Below are 15,628 nucleotides of genomic sequence, written 5' to 3'. Positions count from 1 at the left end.
AATGACCAAATCGCGCAATCGCTTTGCCCTGGCCGGCACGCTGGCCATCATCCTCGTGGCCGGCGGCGTCGCCGTGCTGCGCGGCCACGGCGGCACCCCCGCAACGGCCGCGGCCGCCCCGCAAGCCACCCCCGTCGACGTCGCCGTGGTGGTGCAGCGCCAGATCACCGACTGGCAAAGCTATTCGGGACGCCTGGAGGCCGTCGACCGCGTGGAAATCCGCCCGCGCGTCTCCGGCACCCTGGTCGCCGTGCGCTTCAAGGACGGCGCGCTGGTGCGCAAGGGTGATGAACTTTTCACCATCGACCCCCTGCCCTACCAGGCCGAAGTCGCGCGCGCCGAAGCCAACCTGGCCGGCGCGCAGGCGCGCGTGGCCTACACGACGTCCGACCTGGCGCGCGCCAACCGCCTGATCGCGGACAACGCCATCGCCCGCCGCGACCTCGAACAGAAGCAGAACGACGCCCGCGAAGCCGCCGCCAACCTGAAGGCGGCCCAGGCGGCCCTGGAAATCGCCCGCCTGAACCTGGGCTACACCCACATCCTGGCGCCGGTGTCCGGCCAGGTGTCCAAGGCCGAGGTGACCGAGGGCAACCTGGTGGCAGCCGGCGCGGGGTCCGTGCCGCTGACCACATTGGTCTCGGTCGACCGCATGTACGCATCCTTCGACGTGGATGAACAGACTTTCCTGAAGTACGTGAATCCCGCGCGCACCGGCAAGGGCGCGCCGGTGCCGGTGGACCTGGGCCTGGCCAATGAAGACGGCTACTCGCGCCAGGGCACGGTGCAGTACGTCGACAACCGCCTGGACACGACGTCCGGCACGATACGCGTGCGCGCCACCTTCGATAACCGCGACGGCAGCCTGGTGCCGGGGCTGTACGCCCGCATCCGCCTGGGCGGGGGCGTGCCGCGCGAGGCCTTGCTGATCGACGAAAAGGCACTGGGCACGGACCAGAACAAGCGCTTCGTGATGGTGCTGGACGACAGCAACCATGCCCAGTACCGCGAGGTGCGCCTGGGCGCCAACCAGGGCGGGCTGCGCGTGGTGGACAGCGGGTTGAAGGCCGGCGAGCGCATCGTCGTCAATGGCTTGCAACGCATCCGGCCGGGCGACCAGGTCGATCCGCATGTCGTGCAGATGGCGGGGAACTGGCCCACCGTGGGGCAGCGCCAGGCGCCTGAAGGGAATGCGGCGGAGGCGAAGGCCGACATCAAGGCCAATACCCGAGCCAATAGCCAGGCCAATAGCCACGCTAATAGCCAGCCGAATGCCCAGGCTAATAGCCGGGCCGCCGCCGTCAATCCCGCATGAAGCCCCGCCGATGCCACCTTCGCCCATGAGAGCCACCCCCGCCGCCAACGGATAAGCGACGGAGCCGCGTCTCCAAGACCCGTTCAAGCAGCGCTTCGAATCGACCGCGCGTACAGCGCTCCGGCCAGCCGGGGGGCGGACGCCGCGCGCCGATAGCGTCGAATCGAACCAAGAGCCGAATCATGAATATCTCCAAATTCTTCATCGACCGCCCGATCTTCGCGGGCGTGCTGTCGGTGCTCATCCTGCTGGGCGGCCTGCTGGCCATGTTCCAGCTGCCGATCTCGGAATACCCGGAAGTGGTGCCGCCGTCGGTGGTGGTGCACGCGCAGTATCCGGGCGCCAACCCCAAGGTGATCGCCGAAACCGTGGCCGCGCCACTGGAAGAGCAGATCAACGGCGTCGAGAACATGCTGTACATGCAGGCCCAGGCCAATAGCGACGGCAACATGACCCTGACGGTCTATTTCCGCCTGGGCGTGGATCCGGACAAGGCCCAGCAGCTGGTGCAGAACCGTGTCTCGCAGGCGCTGCCGCGCCTGCCCGACGACGTGCAGCGCCTGGGCGTGACGACCGCCAAGAGCTCGCCCACCCTGACCCTGGTGGTGCACCTGATTTCGCCGGACAACCGCTATGACATGACCTACCTGCGCAATTACGCGGTGCTCAACGTCAAGGACAGGCTGTCGCGCATCAACGGCGTGGGCGACGTGCAGCTGTGGGGCTCGGGCGACTACTCGATGCGCATCTGGCTGGATCCGCAGAAAGTGGCCGAGCACGGCATGACCGCCACCGACGTGGTGCGCGCGATCCGTGAACAGAACGTCCAGGTGGCCGCCGGCGTGATCGGTTCGTCGCCGTCCCTGCCCGACGTGCCGCTGCAGTTGAACGTCAATACCCAGGGCCGCCTGCAAAGCGAGGACGAATTCCGCGACATCGTGCTGAAGACCTCGCCCAATGGCGGCGTGACCCGCCTGGGCGACGTCGCCCGCGTGGAACTGGACGCCGCCGAGTATGGCCTGCGGTCGCTGCTGGACAACAAGCCGGCCGTGGCGCTGGGCATCATGCAGGCACCGGGCGCCAACGCGCTGGACGTGTCCAAGCAGGTGCGCGAAGCCATGGCCGACCTGTCCAAGGACTTCCCGCCCTCGGTGAAGTTCGACGTGGTCTATGACCCCACCCAGTTCGTCCGCGCCAGTATCGAGGCGGTGATCCACACCCTGCTGGAGGCGATCGCGCTGGTGGTGATCGTGGTGATCGTCTTCCTGCAGACCTGGCGCGCCTCGCTGATCCCCCTGCTGGCGGTGCCGGTGTCCATCATAGGCACCTTCTCCCTGCTGCTGCTGTTCGGCTACTCGATCAACGCGCTGTCGCTGTTCGGCATGGTGCTGGCCATCGGCATCGTGGTGGACGACGCCATCGTGGTGGTGGAGAACGTCGAGCGGAACATCTCCGCGGGGCTGTCGCCGCGCGAGGCCACCTACCGCGCCATGCGGGAAGTGAGCGGTCCCATCATCGCCATCGCGCTGACCCTGGCCGCCGTGTTCGTGCCGCTGGCCTTCATGACCGGCCTGACCGGCCAGTTCTACAAGCAGTTCGCCATGACGATCACGATCTCCACCGTGATCTCGGCCTTCAACTCGCTGACCCTGTCGCCGGCCCTGTCCGCGCTGCTGCTGAAGGACCACCACGCCAAGCCGGATGCGTTGACGCGCGCCATGAACAAGGTGCTGGGCGGTTTCTTCCGCCGCTTCAACCATGTCTTCAACCGAGCCTCGGACCGCTATTCGGTGGGCGTGGGCGGCGTGATCAAGCGCAAGTCGGCCAGCCTGCTGGTCTATGCCCTGCTGCTGGGCGGCACGGTGGGAATTTCCTACCTGGTTCCCGGCGGCTTCGTGCCGGCCCAGGACAAGCAGTACCTGGTGGGCTTCGCGCAACTGCCCAACGGCGCCGCGCTGGACCGCACCGAGGACGTCATACGGCGCATGGGCGACATCGCCCTGAAGGAACCCGGCGTCGATCACGCGGTGTCCTTCCCCGGCCTGTCGATCAACGGCTTCACCAACAGCTCCAGCGCCGGCATCGTGTTCGTCACGTTGAAGTCCTTCGAGGAACGCAACCGCGAAGGCCTGAGCGCGGACAAGATCGCGGCGTCGCTGAACCAGAAATTCGGCGGCCTGAAGGATGCCTTCATCGCCGTGTTCCCGCCGCCACCCGTGATGGGCCTGGGCACGCTGGGCGGTTTCAAGCTGCAAATCGAGGATCGCGCCGCGCTGGGCTACGAAGCCCTGGACCGCGCCGTCCAGGCGTTCACGGCAGAGGCAGCCAAGCAACCCGAACTGGGACGTTCCTTCTCGAACTACCAGATCAACGTGCCGCAGCTGGACGTCAAGCTGGACCGCGTCAAGGCCAAGCAGCTGGGCGTGCAGGTGACCGACGTTTTCGACACCATGCAGGTCTACCTGGGCTCGCTCTACGTGAACGACTTCAACCGCTTCGGCCGCGTCTTCCAGGTCCGGGCCCAGGCTGACGCGCCCTTCCGCGCCCACGCCGAGGACATCGGCCTGCTGAAGACGCGCAACGCCGCCGGCGAGATGGTGCCGCTGTCCTCGCTGGTGCGCGTGTCGGAGACCTACGGACCGGAAATGGTGGTGCGCTACAACGGCTATACCGCCGCCGACATCAACGGCGGCCCGGCCCCGGGCTACTCGTCCGACCAGGCCAAGGAGGCAGCCGAGCGCGTCGCCGCGGCCACGCTGCCGCGCGGCATCAAGTTCGAGTGGACCGACCTGACGTACCAGCAGATCCTGGCGGGCAACGCCGGCATCTGGGTCTTCCCGATCAGCGTGCTGCTGGTGTTCCTGGTGCTGGCCGCCATGTACGAGAGCCTCACCCTGCCCCTGGCGGTGATCCTGATCGTGCCCATGAGCATCCTGGCGGCCCTGACCGGCGTCTACCTGACCCAGGGCGACAACAACATCTTCACGCAGATCGGCCTGATGGTGCTGGTGGGGCTGTCGGCGAAGAACGCCATCCTGATCGTGGAGTTCGCCCGCGAACTCGAACTGCAAGGCCACAAGCCGCTGCAAGCCGCGATCGAGGCCAGCCGCCTGCGCCTGCGCCCCATCCTGATGACGTCCATCGCCTTCATCATGGGCGTGGTGCCGCTGGTGTTCTCGTCGGGCGCCGGTTCGGAAATGCGTCATGCGATGGGCGTGGCGGTGTTCTTCGGCATGCTGGGCGTAACGCTGTTCGGGTTGTTCCTGACGCCGGTGTTCTACGTGGTCCTGCGCAGCATCAACCCACGTCCGCTGCATTCGGCCGCCAAGCACGAGGCGCCGGTGACGGGGCACGGCGAAGACGACAGCGGGAAGGCGCACGCGCCTGCCACGTCCGCCACGCCGGCCATCGCCGCCGAACATTGATATCTGGATGAATCGACATGAAGCACCTGCAACGCTTTTCCATGTCCTTGCTGACGACGCTGGTCCTGGCGGGCTGCTCGGTAACGCCCACCTATGAGCGTCCAGCCGCCCCCGCCTCGGCGGCCTTCAAGGAAGCCCTGCCGGCCGACCAGGCCGGGCAGTGGAAGACCGCCCAACCCGCCGAAGACCAATTGCGCGGCGCCTGGTGGGAATTGTTCAAGGACGAACAACTGAACCGCCTGGAAGTCCAGGCGCAGGCCGCCAACCAGAGCCTCAAGGCGGCGGCCGCGCGCCTGGCGCAGGCGCGCGCCCTGCAACGGCAGGCCCGCTCCAGCCTGTTCCCGGAAGTCACCGCCAACTTCGGGCCGACGCGCCAACGTGCTTCGCCGGCCTCGCAAGGCCTGGCCGACGACGGTCCGGCCACGTCCAGCACGCTGTGGCGTGCGCAGGCGGGTGTCTCGTACGAGGCGGACCTGTTCGGCCGCGTATCGTCCACCGTCGACGCCGCCACCGCCGACGCGCAACAGAGCGAAGCCCTGCTGCGTTCGGTACAGCTGGCCTTGCAGGCCGATGTGGCGCAGAACTACTTCCAGGTGCGGCAGCTCGACGCCGAACGCCAGGTCTACGTGCAGACGCTGGACCTGCGCGAGCAGACCCTGAAGCTGGTCGAGCGCCGCTACAAGGAAGGCGACATCAGCGAGCTGGACGTGGCGCGAGCCCGTTCCGAACTGGCATCCGCGCAATCCGAAGCCTTGGGCATCGACCGCAACCGGGCCGCCGCCGAACACGCGCTGGCCGTGCTGCTGGGCCTGGCGCCGTCGGAATTCTCGCTGCCGGCCACGCCGCTGGCGCGCATCGACCTGCGCGTTCCCGCCGGGCTGCCGTCGGGCCTGCTCGAACGCCGTCCGGACATCGCGGCCGCCGAACGCGCGATGGCCGCCGCCAACGACCGTATCGGCGCGGCGCGCGCGGCCTTCTTCCCGCAACTGAACATCACCGGCTATGCCGGCTACGAATCGTCGGAACTGGGACACCTGTTCCAATGGTCCAGCCGCACTTTCCTGCTGGGTCCGCTGACGGGTGCGATGCTCAGCCTGCCGATCTTCGACGCGGGACGCCGGCAGGCCGGCCTGGACCGCGCCCGCGCGGTCTACGAAGAGGACGTCGCCAACTATCGCCAGAGCGTGCTGGGCGCCTTCCGCGAAGTGGAGGACAACCTGGCCAGCCTGCGCATCCTGGACGACCAGATCGGCGCGCAGGATCGCGCGGTGCAGGCGTCGTCGCGGGCCGCCCAGCTGTCGCACACGCAGTACAAGGAAGGATCGATCAGCTATCTGGACGTGATCGACTCCGACCGGACGGTGCTGGCGCAGCAGCGCATCTCCGTGCAGCTGGATGGCGCGCGGGCGCTGTCCACGGTCAACCTGATCCGCGCGCTGGGCGGCGGCTGGAGCCTGCCCACGCCGCAGGTCGGCGACACCGGCAAGATCGAGCAGCCGTCCGCCAAGGCGACGGCTGCTCCGGCCGGGCAGGCTGGCACGGCGCCGGCCGTCCCGGTGGCCGCGCGCTGATCGGCTGCGGCGTCGCCCCGGGGCCGCAGCTGGGCCCCGGCATTCCCCTGGGCCTGCGGCGTGTTTCAGGCCATGGGATGCGGCACAGGTGTTTCCGGGCAGTGGGTCTCGGGTTTCGGCTTTGGGGTCTCGGTTTCGGGCATCATATGAGGCGCCATCGCCACGCCCCAGGAAAGGCACCGCCATGGCGCCTCGTTTCCTGAAAGGAACACAGCCATGAACAATGCCCCCCGCGATGACACGCCGGCGGCGCCCGTCGTCCCGGACACGGCGCGCGGCGCTTCAGGTGCAACAGCCGCATCGGCAGCGTCGGACACGGCAGCCGCGGCGAGGCCGGTGCGCCTGTTCTTCGCATTGTGGCCGGACGCCGCCACGGTGCGCGCGCTGGCGGCATGGTCCGCGCAGGCACAGGCGACCTGCGGCGGCCGCGCAATGCGGGCCGAGACCTTGCACCTCACCCTGGCCTTCCTCGGCCAGGTGCCGGCAGAACTGGTCGAGCCGCTGATACGGCTAACGCTGCAACGGCCCTTCGCGCCCGGCACCCTGCGCCTGGACCGCTACGGCGTCTTTCCCCGCCAGCGCATCGTCTGGGCCGGGCCCGGCGATGGCGCGCCGGCGCTCGCCGCCGAAGTGGCAGCCCTGTGGCGGGACCTCGGCGCACTGGGCGACCTGCGGCCCGATCATCCTTTTCGTCCGCATGTCACCCTGCTCCGCAATGCGGACACGGCGGCGCCGCCGCCCCCTTCCCCGCCAGCGCTGGACTGGCACTATGAGCGCTGCGTGCTGGTGCAGTCGGCGCAGGACGGCCAGTCGCGCTATATCGTCAAGGCCGCCAGCCGGTGACGGCAGGGTTATCATCCCATTCCCGCCGTCCCGTATCCCCGGCCGGCCGACTTCCCCGGAACGCCCTGCATAGTATGTTGATCCTGCTCGACCAAGACGGCGTGCTGGCCGATTTCGAACATGCGTTCCTGGACGCCTGGCGCCAGCGTCATCCGGACATTCCGCCCGTCGAATACGACGATCGCAAGTCCTTCCATATCCTGGAGGACTATCCGCCGGAGCTGCGCGACCGCGCCGAGGCCATCTATACGGAGCCGGGGTTCATCCGCAACCTGCCGCCGGTGCCCGGGGCAGTCGAGGCGGCCCGGGAGCTGCTGGAGCTGGGCCTGGACGTGCGCATCTGCAGTTCCCCGCTGCGCCAGTACGAGAACAACGTGGCGGAGAAATACCACTGGGTCGAGCGCCATCTGGGGCGGCCCTGGACCGAGCGCCTCATCCTTACGCGGGACAAGACCCTGGTGCACGGCGATATCCTGGTCGATGACCGGGCCGCCATTGCCGGCGCCGTCCGCCCCCACTGGCGCCACATCATCTATGACGCGCCGTACAACCGTCAGGTAACGGACCAGCCGCGCATGACGTGGGCCAACTGGCGCAATGTCCTGGGCGGCGAACTTTACCGTTCGGACCGGTAGCGTTATTGCCATATGAACGACAAGCCAGAAGGGCTATCCTTTCATGGCAAGCGTGCTGGCGCCGGTCCGGAGCCGGCCGCGCCATCCGCAGGGGGAAGACAAAGATCATGAACCTTTATCGCATGCTCAAGCAGCGCGAGTCGGAAGAAAAACCGGTCGGGGTGGCCCTGATCGGGGCGGGCAAGTTCGGTTCCATGTTTCTCAGCCAGGCGCATCGCACGCCGGGCATGCGCCTGGTGGCGGTGGCGGACCTCAGGCCCGATGCCGCCCGCGCGGCACTGACCAAGGTAGGCTGGCCAGCGGCCGCCTTGCAGGCCAAGTCCATTGGCGACGCGCGACGCGGGGGCGGCGTCTTCTGTACCGACGAGACCGACCGCGTGATCGCCCATGGCGACGTGGACGTGGTGATCGACGCCACCGGCAACGCCGCCGCCGGCATCCGCCACGTGCTGGCGTGCTGCGAGCATGGCAAGCACATCATCATGGTGAATGTCGAAGCCGACGCGCTGGCGGGACCCTTGCTGGCTCGCAAGGCCCGCGAAGCCGGCATCGTCTACTCCCTCGCCTACGGCGACCAGCCAGCCCTGATCTGTGAAATGGTCGACTGGGCGCGCGCCAGCGGCTTCGAGGTCATCGCCGCCGGCAAGGGCACCAAGTACCTGCCGGCTTTCCATACCTCCACCCCCGACACTGTCTGGCCCTATTACGGCTTCACGCCGGAAATGGTGGCGGCTGGCGATTTCAACGCGCAGATGTTCAACAGCTTCCTCGACGGCACCAAGAGCGCCATCGAGATGGCCGCCGTATCCAATGCGACGGGCCTGCTGCCGGCGCCGTCCGGCCTGCACTTCCCGCCCTGCGGCGTCGACGACCTGGCGCGTGTCCTGCGGCCGCGCGAGGACGGCGGCATGCTGCACCATCGCGGACAGGTGGAAACGGTCTCCTCGCTGGAACGCGACGGCCGGCCCGTCTATCGCGACCTGCGCTGGGGCGTCTATATCACCCTGGCGGCCGACAGCGACTACGTCCGCCGCTGCTTCCGGGAATACGGGGTGGTCACCGATCCCAGCGGCAACTACTCCGCCATGTACAAGCCCTACCACCTGATGGGCATGGAACTGGGCATCAGCGTGGCCAGCGCCGCCCTGCGGCGCGAACCCACCGGCGCGCCGGCCGGCTGGCACGGCGATGTCGTCGCCACCGCCAAGCGCGAGCTCGCGGCCGGCACGGTGCTCGATGGCGAAGGCGGCTATACGGTCTACGGCCGCCTGATGCCGGCGCGCGACTCCGTCGAGGGCGGCTACCTGCCCCTGGGCCTGGCGCACAACGTCAAGCTGAAGACCAACGTCCGCGCCACCCAGGCCCTGCGCTGGTCCGACGTGGAATACGACGCCGACTCCCCGGTGGTGCAGTTCCGCCGGGAAATGGAAGGCGGGCATCGCTGATGCCCGCTGCTTCGCCGGAAATAAGGAGAAATTAGCCTCCCAGGCCGCGCGGCATTGCAGGATAGGGACAGATTGATATATAAATGGGAATCGTTCCTATTTATATATGCGCTGTTTCCATGTCCATGCGAGAGGCCGGGCCCGGTGCCCTTTCCGCCACCGAGCTGCGGGTGCAGCATGCCTTGCAGACGCTATATCGCCAGCATCACGGCTGGCTGCAAGGCTGGCTGCAGCGGCGGCTGGATAACAACGCTTGCGACGCCGCCGATCTTGCGCAGGACACCTTCGTCCGCTTGCTGGCCAAGTCGGAACCGGTATCCATGCGCCAGCCGCGCGCCTTCCTGACCACCATCGCGAAAGGGCTGCTGGTCGACCTGTGGCGCCGCCGCGAACTGGAACGCGCCTGGGTCGAGGCCCTGGCCAGCCTGCCCGAGCCCGTGGCGCCGTCGCCGGAAGAGCGGCTGGGCCTGTTCCAGACCCTGGCGGCGATCGACTACGCGCTCGCCCGGTTGCCGCGTCGCGCGCGCCAGGTCTTTATGTGGGCCCGGTTGGAAGGAATATCCTGCCCGGCCATCGGCGCGCGCCTGGGCGTATCGCTGGCGACCGTGGAGCGAGACCTCGCGGCCGCGCTGCGGCTGTGCTATGCGGCGCGGTACGAGTCATGAGCGGGCATGCACGAGCGTGAATCCGGCTGCAAGCGGACCCGGCCGCGCTGACTCCGGCATCCCTGAAAGCGCCATCGACGCGGCGATCCGCTGGGCGGTCAAGCTGCACTTCAATGCGCCCGGCGAAGAGACGCGGCGCGCATTCGAGGCCTGGCGCCAGGCCGCGCCCGCGCATGCCGCCGCCTGGCTGCGCGTGCAATCGCTGTCGACAGACGGAGGCCACGGTCCCGCCGCGCTCGTGGCCGACACCTTGCGTCGCGCCGACGCCGCCGCGGCGGCCAGGGCCTCCGGCCGGCGCCGCGTGCTGGCATGGCTGGCCGTGGGCGGCGCCAGCGCGCTGGCCGGCAAGGCCACCTATGACAGGGCCCCGTGGCAGCGCCTGTTCGCCGACTACAGCACCGGCATCGGCGACCAGCGGGCATGGACCCTGGACGACGGCACGAGCGTCGCCCTCAACACCGATAGCGCCATCAGTGCCGAGTTCGAACGCGATCGGCGCCAGCTGATATTGCGGCGAGGCGAGATCCTGGTCACGACCGGACAGGACAGCCCCGCTCACCGCCCGTTCTGGGTGCGGACACCCTATGGGTCCCTCCAGGCATTCGGGACGCGCTTCGACGTGCGGCTGGCGCATGGAGGCGCACGGCTGAGCGTCCAGGAAGGCGCGGTTCGGCTGCATCTGGCGAATGGCGACGGCCTGCTCGCGCAGGCCGGGCAGCGCTGGTGGTTCGACCGTGCGCGCGCCTTGCCCGCCATGGCCACCGGCCTGCGCGAAGACAGCTGGGCGCAGGGCGTCATCGTCGCCGAGGACGCGCGCCTGGACGACCTGCTGGCCGAACTGGCCCGCTACCGCGCGGGCCGCATCGCCTGCGACCCGCGCATCGCCGCCACCCGGGTGTCGGGCATCTACCAGGTGCGCGACACCGACGAAGCCCTGCGTTTCCTGGCGCGGACGCATGCCTTGCGGGTGGTCAGCCGGACCCGCTTCTGGGTGAGCGTGGAGCCGTCCACGGCATGACGCAAGGCCGGCAGCGCCGCCGCCACGGCAAGAAACCCGCGGCTCGGCGCGACTGCCGCCGCCCTCGCAGGGCAACCCCACGTCCTTGGGCCCGGCGCAGCACCGAATAAAAAAATGAGGGGATCCCGATACTCGTCCGGCATAGGAGGAAAGAGCGCTGCTTTCGACGCTCTCCCACTCCTTGGACTCCATGCCCCCGAGAAGAGAACCATGACCCTTACCGTTCCATCGCCCCGCGCCGTCCGCGGCCCGGCCCGGCCTGGCCGCCTGCCCCTCGCCTTCGCACTGCGGACGGCTAGCCTGGCGCTGGCCACCGTCGCCGCCATGCCGGCCGTTCATGCCCAGGCTGCTCCTTCCGCCGCGCTGCTGTCTTTCGATATCCCGGCGGGACCATTGGACACCGCGCTGACCCAATATGCCGGCATTGCGCGGCTCAATCTTTCCTATGACGCCGCCCTGGTCAAGGCCGCAACGACGCAAGGGCTGCAAGGCAGGTATTCCGCGGCGAATGGCCTGGACCGCCTGCTGATGGGCAGCGGCGTCGAAGCCGCGCCGCAGGCGGGCGGCGGCTATGTACTGCGTGCCGCCCCGCGGCCACCCGTCGCGGGCGAGACCACGCTGCCGACCGTGTCGGTCACCGGCAGCGCCGCCGACACCGCGGGCTTCGTGGCGACGGACACCGCGGTGGGCACCAAGACCGATACGCCCATCGTCGACATCCCTGCCGCCGTGTCGGTGGTGACGCGCCAGGAAATGGACACCCGCGGCGTGCAGAACCTTCAACAGGCCATCGCGTACACGTCCAGCGTCGCCGTCGATGAATATGGCGCCGATGATCGCTACGACTACTTCCGCATCCGCGGTTTTGACGAAACCACCCTGGGAACCTATCGGGACGGCCTGCCTGCGCGCGTTCCGGCATGGTTTACCGCCAGCCGCGTCGAACCCTACGGGCTGGAGCGCGTGGACGTGCTGAAGGGTTCGACGTCCAGCCTGTTCGGCCTGAACGCCCCCGGCGGGCTGGTCAACGCCATCACCAAGCGGCCCACGGACGAACCCCTGGCCGAGCTATACACCACGCAGGGCGCGGGCCACCATGAAGCCGGCTTCGATGTGGGCGGCCCGGTCGATGAGGCAGGCAAGTGGAAATACCGTCTCACCGGCATGTGGCAGAACGCCGACTACGGCTACGACTACACCAAGGACAACCGCCTGTACATCGCGCCCGCGCTGACCTACAGCCCTGACGCCAACACCACGTTGACGCTGCTGGCCGACTACAGCAAGCGGGAAAGCTCGACGGCACGGTCTTTTCCGGCCGACGTGGACCTCAGCCTGAACAAATTCCTGGGCGAACCCAGCTTTCACCATTTCAATACGCGCCAGAGTGACGTTGGCTGGCTGTTCGAACACAAGTTCGGCAACGGGTGGACGGTCCGGTCCAACGCGCGCTATACGCACATCGACCTGGACTATGCGGATGTCTACGGCGCGACGATAGATCCGACCGTGGACCGCACGGCGTTTTCGGTGGCGGGCAAGAGCGACCGCTACACGATCGACAACCAGGTCCAGTACGACGCGCGGTGGAAGTCGATCGAGAGCAAGACGCTGGCCGGCTTCGACTACACCGACGACAACACGCACGAGAATATCCTGCTGGGAAGCGCGCCGGGAATAGACATCTACCATCCCGTCTACACCGGCCGTTCGAGCATCAGCCTCGACCCCTATGTGAACTGGCGCGTCAAGCAGCAGGCCCTGGGCCTCTATGGCCAGGAGCAGCTGACATACGGCCCCTGGATACTCACGCTGGGCGTGCGCCAGGACCATGTGAACACCAAGGCCATCTACTACGACACCGGAACACAGGACAACGACACGGCGTCCGCCTTCACCAAACGCATCGGTCTGACCTACAAGTGGACGGAGGGGCTGGCGACCTATGTGAACTACTCGGAATCGTTCCAGCCCCTGGTGGCGCCCACCGCCAACGGCTACACGGTGGGCGGTTCGCTCAAGCCGCAGGACGGGACGCAGTACGAGGCGGGGATCAAGTACCGGCCGGCCGGCACGGATGCGCTGTTCACCGCGTCCGTGTTCGACCTGAAGCAGACGAATGTCCCGGACGCCATTTCCGAAACCGAGCAGCGCCAGATCGGCAAGGTAGGCGTGCGCGGGCTCGAATTGGAAGGCAAGTTCGCGCTGGCCGAGCGCCTGAACGCGTCGCTGGCCTATTCGTACTGGCACGGCCGCATTCTCAGCGACGGCATCGAGGGCAATACCGGCAATCGTCCCGACCATGTGCCCAACCATCTGGCGTCAGCGTGGCTGGACTACACCATTCCCGGCGACGGCTGGCGCGGCAACCTGACCGTCGGCGCCGGCGTGCGCTATGTCGGGCAGACGTTCGGCGACAGCGCCAACGAAGTCTCGGTGGGCGGCCATGCCGTCTTCGATGCGTCGGCGAAGTACGACATCAACAAGCGTATCAGCCTGCAGATCAACGCGACCAACCTCTTCGACCGGAAATACAAGGCGTCCTGCGATACGGTGAGTTGCTACTACGGCGATCCGCGCGCCGTTTACGCGACCCTGCGCTATCGCATGTAGCCGCATGGAGCGGGTGCGGGCACATCAGCCCGCGACCACGGTAAAGAAAAAACCACGCCCTGAAGGACGTGGTTTTTCATTGCGCCTATGGATGCGGCGCCAAGCGCCGCACCCACGGTTACTTGCGGCGCAGCTGGCTGACGTCGCGCACGGCGCCGCGGTCGGCCGACGTCGCCAGGGCGGCGTAGGCCTGCAAGGCCTGCGACACCTCGCGCTCGCGGCCCAGCGGCTGCCAGGCGTCGTGGCCCAGGGCTTCCATTTCGGCGCGGCGCTTGGCCAGTTCGGCGTCGCTGATGTCCAGGTGGATCAGGCGCTTCGGGATGTCGATATTGATCGGATCGCCATCCTTGACCAGGGCGATGTTGCCGCCCTCGGCCGCTTCGGGAGAAGCGTGGCCGATCACCAGGCCCGATGAGCCGCCGGAGAAGCGGCCGTCGGTGAACAACGCGCACACCTTGCCCAGGCCCTTGGACTTCAGGTAGGACGTGGGATACAGCATTTCCTGCATGCCGGGACCGCCCTTGGGCCCTTCGTAGCGGATCACCACCACGTCGCCCGGCTGCACCTTGTCGCCCAGGATGCCGTCGACGGCTTCGTCCTGGCTCTGGAACACGCGGGCGCGGCCGTTGAACACCAGCTGGCTTTCATCGACGCCGGCGGTCTTCACGATGCAACCCTTTTCGGCCAGGTTGCCATACAGCACGGCCAGGCCGCCGTCCTTGGAGTAGGCGTGCTCGATGTCGCGGATGCCGCCGGTCTTGCGGTCGGTGTCCAGCGTCAGGTACGTCGCGTCCTGGCTGAAGGCCACTTGCGTGGGCACGCCGCCGGGGGCTGCGCGGAAGAACTTCCTGGCTTCCTCGTTGCCTTCGACCTGAATGTCCCACTTGGCGATGGCATTGCCCAGCGTGCCGCTGTGCACGTTGCCCGCCGACAGGTCGAGCAGGCCGCCGCGCCCCAGTTCGGCCAGGATGCCGATCACGCCGCCGGCGCGATGGATGTCCTCGATGTGGTACTTGTCCGTCGCCGGCGCCGCCTTGCACAGGCACGGCGCCTTGCGCGAAATGCGGTCGATGTCGGCCATCGTGAAATCGACGCCGGCCTCCTGCACGGCCGCCAGCAGGTGCAGCACGGTATTGGTCGAACCGCCCATGGCGACGTCCAGCGTCATGGCGTTCTCGAAGGCGGCGCGGGTGGCGATGTTGCGCGGCAGGACCGACGCGTCGTCCTGTTCGTAGTAGCGGCGGCACAGGTCGACCACCAGGCGGCCCGCTTCTTCGAACAGGCCCTTGCGCCAGGCGTGCGTGGCCACGATGGTGCCGTTGCCCGGCAGGGCCAGACCCAGGGCTTCGGTCAGGCAGTTCATCGAATTGGCGGTGAACATGCCGGAACAGGAGCCGCACGTCGGGCAGGCGCTACGCTCGACCTCGGCCACGTCGGCGTCCGACACCGTGGGGTCGGCGGCCTTGATCATGGCGTCGATCAGGTCGATCTTGGCGGCGATCTTGGCCTGGGTCGGGGCCTTCACCTTGCCCGCTTCCATCGGACCGCCCGAAACGAACACCACGGGAATGTTCAACCGCATGGCGGCCATCAGCATCCCCGGCGTGATCTTGTCGCAATTCGAGATGCAGACCATGGCGTCGGCGCAGTGCGCATTGACCATGTATTCGACCGAGTCGGCGATCAGTTCGCGCGACGGCAGCGAATACAGCATGCCGCCATGCCCCATGGCGATGCCGTCGTCGACGGCGATGGTGTTGAACTCCTTGGCGACCGCGCCGGATTCCTCGATCTGGCGCGCCACCAGCGCGCCCAGGTCGCGCAGGTGCACGTGGCCGGGTACGAACTGGGTAAAGGAATTGACCACCGCGACGATGGGTTTACCAAAATCGCCGTCCTTCATGCCGGTGGCGCGCCACAAGGCGCGCGCGCCGGCCATGTTACGGCCGTGGGTGGAAGTGCGGGAACGATAGTGCGGCATGATTTTTCTCGGTCTTGCCAGGGGGGAAATGTCTACATGATAACGGCTAGGCCGAGGTCTCCTCGCCATCGCCGTCCGGGCGATATTTACATTTTGTTATGAAATTGCCAACAACGC

General features: G+C 67.6%; 10 protein-coding genes. 9 read left to right on the top strand and 1 reads right to left on the bottom strand.

Annotation, left to right across the window (positions count from 1 at the left end; translation table 11 throughout):
* Nucleotide 1: 1 nt before the first annotated feature.
* From C7R54_RS12880 to C7R54_RS12840, 9 genes are all read left to right on the top strand, one after another.
* Nucleotides 2–1,315, top strand: coding sequence for an efflux RND transporter periplasmic adaptor subunit (locus C7R54_RS12880; protein ID WP_129150824.1), 1,314 nt, complete (start codon nucleotides 2–4; stop codon nucleotides 1,313–1,315).
* 182 nt (nucleotides 1,316–1,497) lie between these two features.
* Nucleotides 1,498–4,740: an efflux RND transporter permease subunit gene (locus C7R54_RS12875; protein ID WP_129150823.1), complete on the top strand. Its 3,243-nt coding sequence runs from the start codon at nucleotides 1,498–1,500 to the stop codon at nucleotides 4,738–4,740.
* A gap of 17 nt (nucleotides 4,741–4,757) precedes the next feature.
* Nucleotides 4,758–6,311: an efflux transporter outer membrane subunit gene (locus C7R54_RS12870; protein ID WP_129150822.1), complete on the top strand. Its 1,554-nt coding sequence runs from the start codon at nucleotides 4,758–4,760 to the stop codon at nucleotides 6,309–6,311.
* 216 nt (nucleotides 6,312–6,527) lie between these two features.
* Nucleotides 6,528–7,154: an RNA 2',3'-cyclic phosphodiesterase gene (gene thpR, locus C7R54_RS12865; protein ID WP_129150821.1), complete on the top strand. Its 627-nt coding sequence runs from the start codon at nucleotides 6,528–6,530 to the stop codon at nucleotides 7,152–7,154.
* 74 nt (nucleotides 7,155–7,228) lie between these two features.
* Nucleotides 7,229–7,789 carry a 5'-3'-deoxyribonucleotidase gene (locus C7R54_RS12860; RefSeq protein WP_129150820.1) on the top strand — a complete coding sequence of 187 codons (561 nt, stop codon included), beginning with the start codon at nucleotides 7,229–7,231 and terminating at the stop codon, nucleotides 7,787–7,789.
* Between the two features lie 107 nt (nucleotides 7,790–7,896).
* The gene (locus C7R54_RS12855; RefSeq protein WP_129150819.1) at nucleotides 7,897–9,234 is read left to right on the top strand and encodes an NAD(P)H-dependent oxidoreductase; all 1,338 of its coding nucleotides are present in this window, start codon (nucleotides 7,897–7,899) and stop codon (nucleotides 9,232–9,234) included.
* Between the two features lie 125 nt (nucleotides 9,235–9,359).
* The gene (locus C7R54_RS12850) at nucleotides 9,360–9,899 is read left to right on the top strand and encodes a sigma-70 family RNA polymerase sigma factor (protein WP_129151060.1); all 540 of its coding nucleotides are present in this window, start codon (nucleotides 9,360–9,362) and stop codon (nucleotides 9,897–9,899) included.
* A 16-nt stretch (nucleotides 9,900–9,915) separates the two neighbouring features.
* Nucleotides 9,916–10,917 (top strand): FecR family protein, encoded by a 1,002-nt coding sequence (locus C7R54_RS12845; RefSeq protein WP_240039501.1) that lies wholly within the window; start codon nucleotides 9,916–9,918, stop codon nucleotides 10,915–10,917.
* Between the two features lie 210 nt (nucleotides 10,918–11,127).
* Complete coding sequence (locus C7R54_RS12840; RefSeq protein WP_204524329.1) at nucleotides 11,128–13,530, top strand: TonB-dependent siderophore receptor; 2,403 nt, start codon at nucleotides 11,128–11,130, stop codon at nucleotides 13,528–13,530.
* A gap of 118 nt (nucleotides 13,531–13,648) precedes the next feature.
* On the opposite strand, the gene ilvD is transcribed toward C7R54_RS12840, so the two are convergent.
* Nucleotides 13,649–15,511, bottom strand: coding sequence for a dihydroxy-acid dehydratase (ilvD, locus tag C7R54_RS12835; protein ID WP_129150817.1), 1,863 nt, complete (start codon nucleotides 15,509–15,511; stop codon nucleotides 13,649–13,651).
* Nucleotides 15,512–15,628 lie beyond the last annotated feature (117 nt).

The organism is Achromobacter aloeverae, assembly GCF_004121055.1.
Classification (GTDB): Bacteria; Pseudomonadota; Gammaproteobacteria; order Burkholderiales; family Burkholderiaceae_B; genus Bordetella_C; species Bordetella_C aloeverae.
The sequence above is the reverse complement of the archived record's forward strand: the minus strand, read 5'-3'. Positions and strand labels throughout refer to the sequence as shown.

What these genes read in the sequence shown, in the direction of transcription:
- C7R54_RS12840 (WP_204524329.1), top strand. Translation starts at nt 11,128, where the DNA reads ATGACCCTTACCGTTCCATCGCCCCGCGCCGTCCGCGGCCCGGCCCGG.
- C7R54_RS12850 (WP_129151060.1), top strand. Translation starts at nt 9,360, where the DNA reads ATGCGAGAGGCCGGGCCCGGTGCCCTTTCCGCCACCGAGCTGCGGGTG.
- C7R54_RS12855 (WP_129150819.1), top strand. Translation starts at nt 7,897, where the DNA reads ATGAACCTTTATCGCATGCTCAAGCAGCGCGAGTCGGAAGAAAAACCG.
- ilvD (WP_129150817.1), bottom strand. Translation starts at nt 15,511, where the DNA reads ATGCCGCACTATCGTTCCCGCACTTCCACCCACGGCCGTAACATGGCC.
- C7R54_RS12880 (WP_129150824.1), top strand. Translation starts at nt 2, where the DNA reads ATGACCAAATCGCGCAATCGCTTTGCCCTGGCCGGCACGCTGGCCATC.
- C7R54_RS12870 (WP_129150822.1), top strand. Translation starts at nt 4,758, where the DNA reads ATGAAGCACCTGCAACGCTTTTCCATGTCCTTGCTGACGACGCTGGTC.
- C7R54_RS12875 (WP_129150823.1), top strand. Translation starts at nt 1,498, where the DNA reads ATGAATATCTCCAAATTCTTCATCGACCGCCCGATCTTCGCGGGCGTG.
- C7R54_RS12860 (WP_129150820.1), top strand. Translation starts at nt 7,229, where the DNA reads ATGTTGATCCTGCTCGACCAAGACGGCGTGCTGGCCGATTTCGAACAT.
- thpR (WP_129150821.1), top strand. Translation starts at nt 6,528, where the DNA reads ATGAACAATGCCCCCCGCGATGACACGCCGGCGGCGCCCGTCGTCCCG.